We start from the raw sequence: 13,121 nt of genomic DNA on the forward strand, positions 1-13,121 counted from the left end.
GGATGACGGCGTGTGGGAGAGCTGACGGCGGTTGCCTATGGGTGGGAAGACAGCGAGCCGGCGCCCTACCGCTTGTTCAGCGCCACGAGGAAGACCTCGGCGCTGCCCTTGCGGCTCGATTCGGGCTTCACGTATTTCACCGTCTCGAACTCTTCGCGCAGGCGCGTCAGCACCCCGCCCGCGTCGCCGCCCTGGAAGTTCTTCGACACGAAATTCCCGCCCGGCCGCAGGGTGCGGATGGCGAAATCGGCCGCGATCTCGATCAAGGCGATGATCTTCAGGTGGTCCGTCTGGCGATGACCGACCGTATTGTGCGCCATGTCCGACAGCACCAGGTCCGGCGGCCCGCCGATGGCGTCCAGCATCTGCTGATCCACGCCCGGATCGGTGAAGTCGGCCTGAATCAACGTAGCGCCCGGAATCGGCTCGATCATCAGCAGGTCCACGCCCGCCACCGCCGCCGCGCCGCGATCCAGCGCCACCTGCACCCAGCCGCCCGGCGCCGCGCCCAGGTCGATGACCCGCGAGCCGCGCTTGATCAGGCGAAACTTGTCGTCGATCTCCATCAGCTTGAAGGCCGCGCGGCTGCGCCAGCCCTCGGCGCGCGCGCGATCGGACCATTCGTCCGACAGCTGGCGCTTGATCCACGCCTGGCTGGACAGGGTCTTCTTGTCGGCCGTCTTGATTTTCTGGCCGACCTTGCGCCCGGCTGCGGTGCCGCCCGTGGGCAGGCGCACCATGCGGCGGCGTTCCTGCGGCTTGTCGGCGGGCTTTTCGTCTTCACTCATGCTTCCCACATAGCCCTGACGGCGTTCAGCCGCTATGACCCGCGCACAATTCCGGCTCGCATAACCTCAAGGAGCGCCCGATGGCCGACCAAACCCTGACCTTCACCCTGGACACCGGCGACGGTGCCGAACGCAACGTCGTCATCAAGCTGCGCGACGACCTGGCCCCCAACCACGTCAAGCAGATCACCGATCTGGCCAAGGAAGGCTTCTATGACGGCGTGGTCTTCCACCGCGTGATTCCAGGCTTCATGGCCCAGGGCGGCGACCCGACGGGCACCGGCACCTCGGGCTCGAAGAAGCCGAACCTGAAGCAGGAATTCTCGAAGGAGCCGCACGTCCGCGGCGTCTGCTCCATGGCCCGCACCGCCAATCCGGACAGCGCCAACTCGCAGTTCTTCATCTGCTTCGACGACGCCCGCTTCCTGGACGGCCAGTACACCGTCTGGGGCGAGGTGATCGAAGGCATGGAACACGTCGACGCCCTGCCGAAGGGCGAGCCCCCGCGCGCGCCGGGCAAGATCGTCAAGGCGACCGTCGCCTAAGGACGAAGGTTCAGCGGCGGGGGATCAGTCCCCCGCCCACCAGCGCATCGACACCCCGTCGAAGGTCCGGTCCCCGACCTTCAGCGTCCCTTTCAGGACGACGCCCTGATCTCCCAGATTGCGCCGCGCCTTCGCCAACGCATCCTGGTCGAGTCTTCCCTCGAACGACACCGCGCCCAGATCGCGCGACCGCGCCTCAAAGCGCACATGGTCCTCGGTCACGTCATAGGCCGTCGGAATCAACCGCGTTCGCCGGGCCTCATCACCCGCCGCGAACTCCAGCATGATCGGCGCAAAGCCCGCCGTCCGCGTCCCGTCGCGCCAGCTCATGAAGTCGGGCACCTGCCCCATGAACAGGTGATGCAGCCGCCATTCGCCGACCTGCACCGCCGTCGTGGGGATGTAGTAGCCGGACACATCCTCCGGCAGATCATGGGTGAAGGCTGACGCCTGCGCCGCTTTATCGGGCGCAGCGCCGCGCTCGCAGGCGGCCAGCATCAGCGCCAGCGTCGCCGCCAGCACAACCGGAACCGCCCTCACGGCAGTTGGATCAGGGCGGACAGCCAGCCCATGTCCTGCAGATGCTCAACCGACTCGAACAGCGGCACGGCCAGCAGGAAGACCAGCCCGTCGCGCAGCGTCGTCAGGAAGAACTGCGGCCGCACCTCCAGACTGTCGGCGTCGCGCCATTTGGAGAAGTCCGGCCCGAAACGCGGCGTCCGTGCGCAATAGTCCGCATAGGTCTGACCGAACGCGCCCGCCAGCCACGCCTCTTCGCGCTTCACCGTGGCGTAGAAGACGGCGATCGTCAGCAGCAGGAAGACGGTCGCCAGCGTCACGCTGCCCGTCTGCGCCCCCACGCCGAACGCTCCCATGAAGCTGAAGACATACAGCGGGTTGCGGCTGATCGAATAGGGTCCGCGATCCACGATCTCGGCCTTCTTGCGCCCGCCGATATAGAGGGAGCACCAGGCCCGCCCGACGATGCAGACGACGATCAGACCCAGGCCGAACGCCTCCAGTCCCTCATGCAGCATGGTCTCGCCGCCGATGGACCGGCTGACGAAGGCCAGCCCGACCACGCCGATCAGTCCGACCAGCAGCGCCGCCTTCCGCAGCTTCTGCACCCGCTGAAGATCAAAGTCCTGCGTCGCCGACATCTGTGTTTCCTTGACTGATGTGACTGCGACAGAACGCCGCTCTTACGGCGCTTTCAAGGCTTATCTTTGCGAGCGTTTCGCGGTCGCAAAAATCACTGGTCCAGCCACTGATCCAGGGCGCGGAACCCGTCGATAGCCAGTTCGGTCGCGTCCTGGAACACGGCCGGATTGACCTTCTCGAAATCGTCGCTCGGGCGGTGATAGTCCGTGTGATAGTTCACGCCGAAATACAGGAATGGCAGGCCCGCGCGGTGGAAGGCGGCGTGGTCCGACGCCTCGACCCAGTTGTCGGCGCCCTTGTCCTCGGGCGTGTCCTTGCCGAAGGCCAGGGCCACGGCCCGACGCGCCGGAACCTGATCCAGCACCGGACGGAAATAGGGGTGCTGATAGGTCCCCGTCACCCACAGCTTGCCGTCGCTGTCGGCCCGCGCCGTCATGTCGAAGTTCAGGTTCATCGCGATCGCGTGCAGCGGCACCGGCGGCGCCTCGACGAAATGCTTGGCGCCCAGCAGGCCCCGCTCCTCGCCGTCCAACGCTACGATCAGCACGCTGTGCTCGGGCGGGTTGGCCTTCAGCCGCCTGGCCAGCTCCAGCATGGTCGCCACGCCCGAGGCGTTGTCGTCCGCGCCGTTGTAGATCTGGCCGTCGTTGACGCCGACATGGTCATAGTGGGCCGTCACCACGATGTATTTGTCGGCCACGCGCGTGCCAGGGATCACGCCGATGATGTTGGTCCCGCTGTAGGTCTTTGTCCCCTCGCGCGTGCGGCCCTGCATCTCCCACGGCTGCAGACGCCCCATCGGCGAGGGCTGGACGCCCAGCGCCTCCAACCGCCCGACGATGTATTCGCGCGCCTTGGCTCCGCCTTCAGAGCCGGTGTCTCGGCCCTGCATGTCGTCGGCCGACAGGATGCGCAGATCCTCCATCAACTGAGCGTAATCGGCCGAGGCGGCGGCGACGGCGGGCGTTTCCGGCGCGGCCGGGACGGTCGTCGTCTCACAGGCGGCCAGCGTCAGGGCGGCGGCGATCACGGACAAGCTGACAAGGACAGGACGCATGGAGGACTCCGGCAGGACACTTTGAGGCGCGACGCTAGCGGCCCCCGGCCGCCGCGTCAGATTACGTTTCTGTCATGGCGCGTCTGCCATCAAGGTCGGGGGATGATAAGGAACCGTTCCGCCTTTGCCGACTTCCTGCGATTCTCATGTCCGACCTCTTCACGCCCGTCGAAACCCTGACCGAAGCCCAGGCGCGCGAAGAGCTGGATCGCCTGTCGGCCGAACTGGCGCGTCACGACGCCCTCTATTACGCCGACGCCGCGCCCGAGATTTCCGACGCCGACTATGACGAGCTGAAACGCCGCGCCCTGGCCCTGGAAGCCGCCTTCCCGACCCTGTCCGGCCCAATCTCGCCGTCCCAGCGCGTCGGCGCCCCGGCCTCGACCCAGTTCGCCGAGGTCCGCCACGGCGTGCCCATGCTGTCGCTGGACAACGCCTTCGACGACGGCGAGGTGCGCGACTTCGTCGCCCGCATCGCCCGCTTCCTCAAGCTGCCGGGCGACGAACCGATCGCCTTCGTCGCCGAGCCCAAGATCGACGGCCTCTCGGCCAGCCTGCGCTACGAAAAGGGCGTCCTGGTCCAGGGCGCCACGCGCGGCGACGGCAAGACGGGCGAGGACGTGACCGCCAATCTGCGCACGCTGGACAGCATCCCCGAGACGTTGGCGGGCTCCGGCTGGCCCGACGTCATCGAGATCCGGGGCGAGGTCTACGCCCCCAACGCCGCCTTCGACGCCTTCAACGCAGCGGCCGAAGCCGAAGGCAAGCGCACCTACGCCAACCCGCGCAACTTCGCCGCCGGGTCGCTGCGCCAGAAAGACCCGAAGATCACGGCCCAGCGCCCCCTGACCTTCTTCGCCTACGCCTGGGGCGAGACCTCCGCCCCCTTCGCCGAGACGCAGGCAGGCGCGCTGGAGGCCTTCCGCAACTGGGGCTTTCAGGTCAACGACCGTTCGGCCCGCGTAGAGGGCGCCGAGGGCCTGATCGGCGTCTACCAGACGCTGGAGGCCGACCGCAGCCGCCTCGGCTACGACATCGACGGCGTGGTCTATAAGGTCGACCGTCTGGACTGGCAGCAGCGCCTCGGCTTCATCGCCCGCAGCCCTAGATGGGCCATCGCCCACAAGTTCCCGGCGCAACAAGCCACGACCGTGCTGGAAGGCATCGACATTCAGGTCGGCCGCACCGGCTCCCTGACCCCTGTCGCGCGCCTGCATCCCGTCACCGTCGGCGGCGTCGTGGTCCGCAACGCCACCCTGCACAACGAGGACGAGATCGCCCGCAAGGACGTCCGCATCGGCGACACTGTCGTCCTGCAACGCGCCGGCGACGTCATCCCCCAGATCGTCGGCGTGGTCGAAACCCTGCGCCCCGACGGCGCCGCCCCTTACGTCTTCCCCACCGTCTGCCCCGTCTGCGGCTCCGAAGCCGTGCGCGAGGGGGACGAGGTCAAGCGCCGCTGCACCGGCGGCCTGATCTGCGACGCTCAGATCGTCGAGCGCCTCAAGCATTTCGTCAGCCGCCGCGCCTTCGACATCGAGGGCCTCGGCGAAAAGCAGCTGATCGCCTTCCACGCCCGCGGCTGGATCAAGGAGCCCGCCGATATCTTCCGCCTGGCCCGCGACGAGGAGAAGCTGGCCCTGCTGCGCGCCGAGGACGGCTATGGCGAGACCAGCGTCGGCAACCTGATCGCCGGCATCGACGCGCGCCGCGTCATCAGCCTCGACCGCCTGATCTTCGGCCTGGGCGTGCGCGAGATCGGCGAACAGACCTCGCTGGTGCTGTCGCGCGCCTTCGGCAGCTGGACCGCCTTCCGCGACGCCTGCATGGCCGCCGCCAGCGGCCTCGCCAGCGACGACTGGAAGACCCTGGCCGCGACCCACGCCATCTCGACCCGCGTCTTGGGCCTGATGGCCGAGGCGCAGCCTCCCGCCGACGATCCGTGGCCGGAAGCGCCGATGGATCAGAAGATCGCCCTCGCCTTCCCCGGCATGGCCGCGCCCGCCCGCCGCTCGCTGGCGGAAATCTCCGAAGGCTGGTCCGACCTGACCCGCTGGGCCGCCGTCGCGCGCGATGAAGGCCCGTCCGACATGCTGAACCAAATCGCGGGCGTCTCCGGCGTCGGCCCGGTCGCCGCCGAGGCCCTGGCCCACTTCTTCCACGAGCCGCACAACCTTCAGGTCGTCGACGCCCTGCTGGCCGAACTCGAGCGCGTCGAGGACGTGGCCGCCCCCGTGACCGACAGCCCGGTGGCGGGCAAAACCGTCGTCTTCACCGGCTCGCTGGAACGCTTCACCCGCGACGAAGCCAAGGCCCGCGCCGAAAGCCTCGGCGCCAAGGTCTCGGGCTCGGTGTCGAAGAAGACCGACTACGTCGTCGCCGGTCCCGGCGCCGGCTCCAAGCTGAAAGACGCCGAAAAGCACGGCGTGACCGTCCTGACCGAGGACGAGTGGCTGGCGCTTATTTCCTGATGCACGCCGTCGCCATCGACTTCGAAACCGCCAATGAGCAGCGGGCCAGCCCCTGCTCCATCGGCCTGGCCTGGATCAGCGACGGCGTCATCGAATCCGTTGAGCACCACTATATCCGCCCGCCGGGGATGCGCTTCGCCAGTTTCAACATCGCCTTCCACGGCATCGGCCCCGAACAGGTCGAAGACGCCGAGGAGTTCCCCGCCGTCCTGGCCGCCATCGCCCCGCGTCTCGAAGGCCGCACCGTGCTGGCTCACAACGCCGCCTTCGACGTCAGCGTCATCCGCAACACCTGCGACCACTACGGCCTGACCTATCCCGAGTTCGACTACCTCTGCACCGTCAAGCTGGCCCAGATCAGCTGGCCCGAGTTTCCCTCGCACAAGCTGAACAACGTCTGCGCTGAACTGGGCGTCGCCTTCCGCCACCACGACGCGGCCGAAGACGCCTTCGCCTGCGCCTCCGTGGCCCTGGCGGCGGCGCAGGTGCATCAGACGGCCGACTGCCGCGCCCTGGCCGACGCCAGCCGCCTGACCATGGGCCGCGTCTGGCGCGACGGCTATTCGGCCTGCTCCAATGCCGTAACCCGCCCCCGCCGTCCGCGCGGCGGCTGATCGACTCCTCCCGCAAAAGACGCCCGAATCCATCGCCTTAGGCGCCCGCAGCGCGGTCAACTTGACCTAAGGTCATGTAATCATTGAGTGAAGTTCACAATTTCGGCCTTGTTTCGGACCGAACCCCGGATCATCCTTCGTCCAAGGGATCGCCTCAACGATCCGTCAGAAGGAAAACGCCGATGAAGACCTCCGTCCTGACGGCGCTCGCCGTCGCAGCCGCCGCCCTCGCTTCTCCGGCCCTCGCCAGCGACCCGACCGGCCTGTGGCAGACGCCGACCAACGGCGGCCAGGTCCGCATTGAGCGTTGCGGCCAGGCCCTGTGCGGCGTCCTCGTCACCTCCAGCCATATCCGCGCCGACCCGAACGTGCGCGACGCCCGCAACAAGGACGAGTCCTTGCGGACCCGCCCCCTGCGCGGCCTGCGGATGCTGTCGGGCTTCACCGGCGGCCCGACCGAATGGCGCGGCGGTTCCGTCTATAATCCCGAGGACGGCGGCACCTATCGCGGCACCATCACCCTGACCAACGACAACACCCTGCGCCTGCGCGGCTGCATCGTCGCCCCCCTGTGCAAGACCCAGACCTGGACCCGCGTCCAGTAAGCCTCTCGCACAAGCCTCAATGAAAGACGCCTCCCCCGCGATCGCGAGGGAGGCGTTTTCACATCAGCGGTTCAGCGAGCTCATGCCGCCGGGCGCATAGCGCTCGCCCGCCGCCGCCCCGCGCGGGAAGACGGCCTCGATCCGCGCCAGATCATCCGGCGTCAGCACGATGTCCGCCGCCGCCGCGTTCTGCTCCAGCGTCGTGATCCGGCGCGTGCCGGGGATGGGGACCAAGTCCTCTCCCTGCGACAGCACCCAGGCCAGGGCCAGTTGCGCCGCCGTCACGCCCTTGTCCGCCGCGATGGCGCCGACCGCATCGACCAGATCGAGGTTCTTCTGGAAGTTGTCGCCCGCGAAGCGCGGGTTGGTCCGACGGAAATCGTCGGGCGCCAGGTCGTCGATCGACTTGATGTCCCCCGACAGGAAGCCCCGGCCCAGCGGGCTGTAAGGCACGAAGCCGATGCCCAATTCGCGCACCACGCCCAGCAGTTCATCCTCCGGGTCGCGGCTCCACAGCGAATATTCGGTCTGCAAAGCCGTGATCGGATGCTCGGCGTGGGCGCGGCGCAGGGTGGCGGGCGCCGCCTCGGACAGGCCGATGAAGCGGACCTTCCCCTCCTTCACCAGTTCGGCCATCGCCCCGACCGTCTCCTCGATCGGCGTATTGGGGTCGATGCGGTGCTGGTAATAGAGGTCGATATGGTCGACGCCCAGGCGGCTCAGGCTGCCCTCGACCGCACGGCGTACATTGGCGGGCGAGCCGTCGGTCACGGCCGAACCGTCCGACTGGCGGTTGATGCCGAACTTGGTGGCGATGAAGGCCTCGTCCCTGCGCCCCTTCAGCGCCTTGCCCAGCAGGACTTCATTGGTGTGGGGGCCGTACATCTCGGCCGTGTCGAACAGGGTGACGCCCAGGTCGAGCGCGCGGTGGATCACCGAGATGGATTGGGCCTCGTCCGCTGCGCCGTAAAAAGCGCTTATGCCCATACAGCCCAGACCGACGGCCGAGACCTCAGGGCCGTTACGGCCCAGCTTGCGCATCTTCATCCGCGCATTCCTTCTGATGTGAGGGGGTCGGCGGCGCATCCGCCGACGCGCTTCAGATGGGCGCCGTAAAGCCTTATTTCAAGGGAGCGGCCTCAGATCAGGCTGGCCAAGATGGACAGGATGGTCGCCGTCGCCACGGCGTTCAGCGCCATGCCCAGACTGGCGAAGGCGCCCGCCGTCTGATCCACCTGAAACGCCCGCGCCGCGCCGAATCCGTGCGCCGACACCCCGACCGCAAAGCCCCGCGCCCGATAGTCCCTGATCTTCAGCAGGTTCAACAGCGGCGTCGCCGTCATCGCCCCGATCACTCCGGACATCAGCACGATCACCGCCGCCAGAGCCGGTATGCCCCCCAACTGAGAGGCCACAGCCATCCCCACCGGCGTCGTCGTGGCGCGCGGGGCGATGGAGGCGATGATCTCTGCGGGCGCGCCGAACAGCCAGACGATGCCCACGGCGCTGACGATGGCCGTCGCGGCCCCCGCCAGCAGGGCGCAGGTCAGCGGTTTGGCCAACCGCCGGATCGTCGCCCGCTGCGCCCAGATCGGCACGGCCAGCCCCACCACCGCCGGTCCCAGCAGAAAGCCCAGCACCTGCGTCGCCTCGGCGTATGTCGCATAGGGCGTCTTGGTCGCCAGCAGCACCCCGATCAGCACCGGCGTCGCCAGCAGCACCGGATGGCACAGCGGATGACGCCCGCTGCGCCGCGACAGGATGTCGGCCGCCTCAAACACCGCCAGCGTCACCGCCAGCCACAAAAGGGGCGTCGCGATCGGACCGCTCACGACGCGCCCTCCCCGCTATCATCAGGTTCGGGCTCACGTCCGGCCACGGCGCGGAACGCCAGCGCCGTCACCGCCAGCGTCAGCAGGGTCGAGACCACAACTGCCACGACGATGCCGACGCCATAGCGCGACAGGATCGCCCCTTCCTCCATCACCCCGACGGCGGCGGGCACGAACATGATTGACAGGTGCGCCGTCAGCCAGCCCGTCACCTGGGTCAGGGTCAGCCGCTCCCGCGGAACAAGGGCCAGCCACGCCAGCAGCAGCACCATGCCGATCACCGACCCCGGCAGGGGCAGGCCCGTCAGCCGGTGGATGACCTCGCCCGCCAGTTGGCAGACGAGCAGCAGGGCGATGGCGCCGATCATCGGATCAGAGCGGCGCCGTCTGCGCCTTCAGCCATTCCAGCGCCGCCTCGTCCTTCTGCACGCCGTCCGCCAACAGAGGCCCGACCTTGGTCAGAACCTCGGCATGATAGGCGTCCACGTAAGCCCGCTCGTCCGCCGTCAGCAGCGCCGTATCGATCAGGCGGCGATCCAGCGGCGCCAGCGTCAGTTGCTCGAACCCGTGCATCGGCCGCTCGCCGCCCGGAACCTGGGCCGGCGCCGTAACGACCTGCAGCGTCTCGATGCGGATGCCCCACTCGCCTTCGCGGTAATAGCCCGGCTCGTTCGACAGGATCATGCCGGTCAGCAGCGGCTGGTCCGTGCCCCAGCCCGCGATGCGCTGCGGCCCCTCGTGCACGCCCAGATACGACCCGACGCCGTGGCCCGTGCCGTGGTCGAAGTCGAAGCCCGCGTTCCACAACGGCTGGCGCGCAATGGCGTCCAGCTGGCGCCCGCTGGTCCCGGCGGGAAAGCGGATCACCGCCATGGCGATGTGGCCCTTCAGGACCAGGGTGAACATCCGGCGCTGATCGGCCGTGCCCTGACCGATCGCCATGGTGCGGGTCACGTCCGTGGTCCCGTCCAGATACTGGCCGCCGCCGTCCACCAGCAGCAGCGAGCCCGCCTCCATCGGCCGGATCTTGGCCCCGACCGGCTTGTAGTGCGGCAGGGCGCCGTTCGGCCCGACCCCGGCGATGGTGTCGAAGGACAGGTCCTTCAGCATCCCGGTCGCCTCGCGGAAGCCTTCCAGCGCCTCGACCACCGCCCGCTCGTCCGGCAGATCCTCCTGCGCGACCGTATCCACCCAGTGCAGGAACCGCGTCAGGGCCGCGCCGTCGCGGATATGCGCCTGACGGCTGCCTTCGATCTCGACGGCGTTCTTCTGGGCGCGTGGCAGGGCGCAGGGGTCCATGCCGCGCACGATGTCGGCGTCCGCCGCTTCCAGCCGGTCGAAATACCAGGCCGAGGACACGGCCGGGTCGATCATAACCTTGCGCCCCGACAGGGCGTCCAGCGCGCCCGGCAGCGCCTCGGGCGCCTCCAGCGTCACGGCGTCGCCCAGCCAGCCGGGCAGTTCGTTCGTCACCTTAGCCGGGTCGAGGAAGACGCGCGCCGTCCCGTCGGCCTTCACCACCGCCTGCCCCAGCGGCAGCGGCGTGCGGATCACATCGCCGCCGCGAATGTTGAACAGCCAGGCCAGCGACGACGGCGCCGTCAGCACGGCGGCTTCGGCCCCGGCGTCGGCGATAGCCTTGCCGATGCGGGCGCGCTTGGACGCGGCGTCCTCGCCGGAATAGCGGTCCTCATGCGGGACCACCGGCGCCTGCGGCTGGGCCGGACGGGCGTCGCCCCAGGCCAGATCAATCGGATTGGCCTCGACCGCCTTCAGCGTCGCCCCGGCCTTCTCGACGGCCTGTTTCAGGCTCGCCAGCGCATCCGGGCTGTGCAGGCGCGGATCATAGCCGATCACCCAGCCCGACGGCACGGCCGCCAGCCAGTCGGCCAGTTTGTTCAGCGGCTGACGCTCGAACAGTGCCTCGTCCGTCTGGGCCTTGGCCTGCACCGTATAGCGGCCGTCGACGAAGACCGCCGCCCGGTCCTTCAGCACCACGCCCGCCCCGGCCGAGCCGGTGAAGCCGCTGACCCACGCCAGCCGCTCATTGGCGTCGGGCAGGTATTCGTTCTGGTGCTCGTCCTCGTGCGGGACCAGCAGGCCGTCGAGGCCCTGCTTGGCCATTTCGGCGCGGAGCAGAGGCAGGTGCTTGGCCCCGAAGGACGGATCGGTGGTTTCGTCGAATGTCTGGCGCATGGGTCGCTCTTATACCCTTCTCGTCCGGCGCGAGAAGGCGGCTTTCCGGCCCATCCGCCGCGTTCGCGATTTTTCGCCCCGACCTTCAGAACAAGCAGGGCGTCCGCGCTTCAGTCGGCGTCTTTCCGCGCATCCTTCGCCGCCGCCTTCAGGCGATGGCCCACCTCGACGATGGCCGTCAGCGCCGGGATCAGTTCGCCGCCCAGCGCCGTCAAGGCGTATTCGACCGAAGGCGGCGAGGTCGGCACGACCCGTCGATCCAGAACGCCCCGCGCCTGCAACTCGCGCAGACGCTGGGACAGCACCTTGGCGGATACGGGCGGAATGTCGGCGCGAAGCTCGCTGAACCGCCGCGGGCCTTCGCGCAGATGCCAGATCACATTCGCCGCCCAGGCTCCCGAGATCACCGCCATGCATTCGGTCAGGTCGCATCGTTCCGGCGGCGGCGCGCTGCGGTTCTTGCGCATCTTGAGGGTCATGTCGAAAGCCGCCGGTTACCGGGAAGAAACTCCATAATGCGATAACCATTGGAAACTTCATTGGCAATGGAAACCTCGACGCCTAGGTCTGCCCTCTCTTCAGACAGGAGCTTTTCCATGCGCCTCTACTTCAAGCCGGGAGCGTGTTCGCTCGCCTCCCGGATCGTCCTCATCGAACTCGGCCAGGCGTTCGAGGCGATCAGGGTCGATACCGACGCGGGCCTGACCGAGGACGGTCGCGACTATCGCGCCGTCAATCCCCGCGGCTATGTGCCGGCTCTGGAGCTCAAGGACGGCCGGGTCGTCACCGAGAACCCGGCTGTGCTTCAGTATCTGGCCGACCTGCAGCCCGATCGTCTGGCGCCCGCAGCCGGAAGCTGGGATCGCGTGCGCCTGCAAGAGGCCCTGAGCTTCATCTCTTCCGAGCTGCACAAGGCCTTCTCGCCCTTCTTCCATGGCGAGGCGCAGGGCGAACGCCGGGCGCCGGCCGAGGCCCTGCTCAAACGACGCCTCGGCGAGGTCGAACAGATGCTTGGACAGGAAAGCCCCTACCTGCTCGGGGATCGAATGAGCGTGGCGGACATCTATCTGTTCGTCGTGCTGAACTGGACGGGCTTCATCGGCTTCAGCCTTCAGGGCTGGCCGCGCCTGTACGACTTCATGTCGCGCATGGGCGCCCATGCGTCCATAAGGGCCGCCCTGCTGCAGGAAGGCCTGCTGAAGGACGCCGCATGACCGCCCCCTTCCCCCAGATCACGCGCCTGCTCACGGACTACTTCGACGGCCTCTACGACTGCGATGTCGAAAAGCTGACGTCGGTCTTCCACCCGCAGGCTATCTACGCCACCGCCGACGAGACGCCCCTGCTGTTCCGCACCATGGAGGAATACCTCCCCATCGTCGCAGCCCGGCAATCGCCCGCCTCGCGCCAGGAGCCGAGGCGGGATCATATCGACGAGATTCAGCTGGCCGGCGACAATACGGCCCTTGCGCGGGTTCGCTGCTCGATCGGCGACCGGGACTTCGTAGACTTCCTGTCTCTCGTGCGCACCGACGGCCAGTGGCGGATCATCGCCAAGGTCTTCCAGATCATCGAACGCAAAGCCTAGGAGGGCCGCAGCAATGCCTTACGTCAACATCCGGATCACCCGCGAAGGCGCCACACGAGAACAGAAGGCGCAGTTGATCGCCGGCGTCACCGACCTTCTTTACGAGGTGCTCGACAAGCCGCCCGCCGTGACTTTCGTGGTCATAGACGAGGTGCCGCTGGAGGATTGGGGCGTCGGCGGCCTGCCCGTCGATGAATACCGCCAGTCCCTCGCCGCCGCGCCGAAGAGCTAGAACGCCCGGCCCGCGCGACAAAGCAGCCCGGC

16 protein-coding genes are annotated in these 13,121 nt (G+C 68.0%); 7 read left to right on the top strand and 9 right to left on the bottom strand.

The annotated features are described in order from the left end of the window. Nucleotides 1–65: 65 nt before the first annotated feature. On the bottom strand, nt 66–788 hold the full coding sequence (locus tag FGL25_RS09610) for an RlmE family RNA methyltransferase (protein ID WP_003164490.1): 723 nt from the start codon (nt 786–788) through the stop codon (nt 66–68). 80 nt (nt 789–868) lie between these two features. Between FGL25_RS09610 and FGL25_RS09615 the strand changes: the two genes are divergently transcribed. Next, complete coding sequence (locus tag FGL25_RS09615; protein WP_138141577.1) at nt 869–1,333, top strand: peptidylprolyl isomerase; 465 nt, start codon at nt 869–871, stop codon at nt 1,331–1,333. A 24-nt stretch (nt 1,334–1,357) separates the two neighbouring features. Here FGL25_RS09615 and FGL25_RS09620 read toward each other — a convergent pair whose 3' ends face one another. The 3 genes from FGL25_RS09620 to FGL25_RS09630 form a co-directional block, all read right to left on the bottom strand. Beyond that, complete coding sequence (locus FGL25_RS09620; protein ID WP_167493324.1) at nt 1,358–1,873, bottom strand: hypothetical protein; 516 nt, start codon at nt 1,871–1,873, stop codon at nt 1,358–1,360. After that, a complete protein-coding gene (locus FGL25_RS09625; RefSeq protein WP_138141578.1) occupies nt 1,870–2,493 on the bottom strand; it encodes a methyltransferase family protein in 624 nt (207 codons plus the stop codon). Before FGL25_RS09625 ends, FGL25_RS09620 begins: the two co-directional genes overlap by 4 nt. A gap of 92 nt (nt 2,494–2,585) precedes the next feature. Further along, nucleotides 2,586–3,551, bottom strand: coding sequence for a M20/M25/M40 family metallo-hydrolase (locus FGL25_RS09630; RefSeq protein ID WP_138141579.1), 966 nt, complete (start codon nt 3,549–3,551; stop codon nt 2,586–2,588). 146 nt (nt 3,552–3,697) lie between these two features. Here FGL25_RS09630 and ligA point away from each other — a divergent pair, with 146 nt between their 5' ends. The 3 genes from ligA to FGL25_RS09645 all read left to right on the top strand — a co-directional run bounded on the left by ligA (nt 3,698) and on the right by FGL25_RS09645 (nt 7,241). Continuing rightward, nucleotides 3,698–6,022 carry an NAD-dependent DNA ligase LigA gene (ligA, locus tag FGL25_RS09635; protein ID WP_138141580.1) on the top strand — a complete coding sequence of 775 codons (2,325 nt, stop codon included), beginning with the start codon at nt 3,698–3,700 and terminating at the stop codon, nt 6,020–6,022. Then, nucleotides 6,001–6,636, top strand: a complete 636-nt coding sequence (locus tag FGL25_RS09640) for a 3'-5' exonuclease (protein ID WP_138141581.1) — start codon at nt 6,001–6,003, stop codon at nt 6,634–6,636. The genes ligA and FGL25_RS09640 overlap by 22 nt, the downstream gene beginning before the upstream one ends. A gap of 182 nt (nt 6,637–6,818) precedes the next feature. Beyond that, nucleotides 6,819–7,241 (top strand): DUF2147 domain-containing protein, encoded by a 423-nt coding sequence (locus FGL25_RS09645; protein WP_003164483.1) that lies wholly within the window; start codon nt 6,819–6,821, stop codon nt 7,239–7,241. 63 nt (nt 7,242–7,304) lie between these two features. Here the strand turns inward: FGL25_RS09645 and FGL25_RS09650 are convergent, their stop codons facing one another. From FGL25_RS09650 to FGL25_RS09670, 5 genes are all read right to left on the bottom strand, one after another. Continuing rightward, nucleotides 7,305–8,288 carry an aldo/keto reductase gene (locus tag FGL25_RS09650; RefSeq protein ID WP_138141582.1) on the bottom strand — a complete coding sequence of 328 codons (984 nt, stop codon included), beginning with the start codon at nt 8,286–8,288 and terminating at the stop codon, nt 7,305–7,307. 92 nt (nt 8,289–8,380) lie between these two features. Beyond that, a complete protein-coding gene (locus FGL25_RS09655; protein ID WP_138141583.1) occupies nt 8,381–9,073 on the bottom strand; it encodes an LrgB family protein in 693 nt (230 codons plus the stop codon). Continuing rightward, nucleotides 9,070–9,441, bottom strand: a complete 372-nt coding sequence (locus FGL25_RS09660; RefSeq protein ID WP_046653680.1) for a CidA/LrgA family protein — start codon at nt 9,439–9,441, stop codon at nt 9,070–9,072. Before FGL25_RS09660 ends, FGL25_RS09655 begins: the two co-directional genes overlap by 4 nt. 4 nt (nt 9,442–9,445) lie before the next feature. Further along, entirely contained in the window at nt 9,446–11,269 is a 1,824-nt protein-coding gene (locus tag FGL25_RS09665; protein WP_138141584.1) for an aminopeptidase P family protein, read from the bottom strand. 110 nt (nt 11,270–11,379) lie between these two features. Beyond that, nucleotides 11,380–11,748 (bottom strand): winged helix-turn-helix transcriptional regulator, encoded by a 369-nt coding sequence (locus tag FGL25_RS09670; protein WP_046653684.1) that lies wholly within the window; start codon nt 11,746–11,748, stop codon nt 11,380–11,382. A 117-nt stretch (nt 11,749–11,865) separates the two neighbouring features. Here FGL25_RS09670 and FGL25_RS09675 point away from each other — a divergent pair, with 117 nt between their 5' ends. The 3 genes from FGL25_RS09675 to FGL25_RS09685 are packed head-to-tail and all read left to right on the top strand — an operon-like array spanning nt 11,866 to nt 13,089. Further along, nucleotides 11,866–12,483 (top strand): glutathione binding-like protein, encoded by a 618-nt coding sequence (locus FGL25_RS09675; RefSeq protein ID WP_138141585.1) that lies wholly within the window; start codon nt 11,866–11,868, stop codon nt 12,481–12,483. Continuing rightward, a complete protein-coding gene (locus tag FGL25_RS09680) occupies nt 12,480–12,857 on the top strand; it encodes a nuclear transport factor 2 family protein (protein WP_128115416.1) in 378 nt (125 codons plus the stop codon). Before FGL25_RS09675 ends, FGL25_RS09680 begins: the two co-directional genes overlap by 4 nt. A gap of 13 nt (nt 12,858–12,870) precedes the next feature. Further along, a complete protein-coding gene (locus FGL25_RS09685; RefSeq protein ID WP_003164472.1) occupies nt 12,871–13,089 on the top strand; it encodes a tautomerase family protein in 219 nt (72 codons plus the stop codon). Nucleotides 13,090–13,121: the final 32 nt, after the last annotated feature.

The sequence above is a fragment of the Brevundimonas vancanneytii genome, from assembly GCF_901421975.1.
Classification (GTDB): domain Bacteria; phylum Pseudomonadota; class Alphaproteobacteria; order Caulobacterales; family Caulobacteraceae; genus Brevundimonas; species Brevundimonas diminuta.